General features: G+C 51.7%; 1 rRNA gene. It reads right to left on the reverse strand.

The features are described from left to right. Nucleotides 1-25: 25 nt before the first annotated feature. Nucleotides 26-528, reverse strand: a 16S ribosomal RNA gene (locus FDW88_RS22295); the annotation flags it as partial.

A 528-nucleotide genomic window follows, 5' to 3' on the forward strand; every position in this document is an offset into this window, starting at 1 on the left:
CACTACAAAGAACGTTTCTTTAAGGTAAGGAGGTGATCCAACCGCAGGTTCCCCTACGGTTACCTTGTTACGACTTCACCCCAGTCATGAATCACAAAGTGGTAAGCGCCCTCCCGAAGGTTAAGCTACCTACTTCTTTTGCAACCCACTCCCATGGTGTGACGGGCGGTGTGTACAAGGCCCGGGAACGTATTCACCGTAGCATTCTGATCTACGATTACTAGCGATTCCGACTTCATGGAGTCGAGTTGCAGACTCCAATCCGGACTACGACATACTTTATGAGGTCCGCTTGCTCTCGCGAGGTCGCTTCTCTTTGTATATGCCATTGTAGCACGTGTGTAGCCCTACTCGTAAGGGCCATGATGACTTGACGTCATCCCCACCTTCCTCCAGTTTATCACTGGCAGTCTCCTTTGAGTTCCCGGCCGAACCGCTGGCAACAAAGGATAAGGGTTGCGCTCGTTGCGGGACTTAACCCAACATTTCACAACACGAGCTGACGACAGCCATGCAGCACCTGTCTCA

This window comes from Citrobacter sp. wls829, assembly GCF_005280825.1.
Taxonomy (GTDB): Bacteria; Pseudomonadota; Gammaproteobacteria; order Enterobacterales; family Enterobacteriaceae; genus Citrobacter; species Citrobacter gillenii.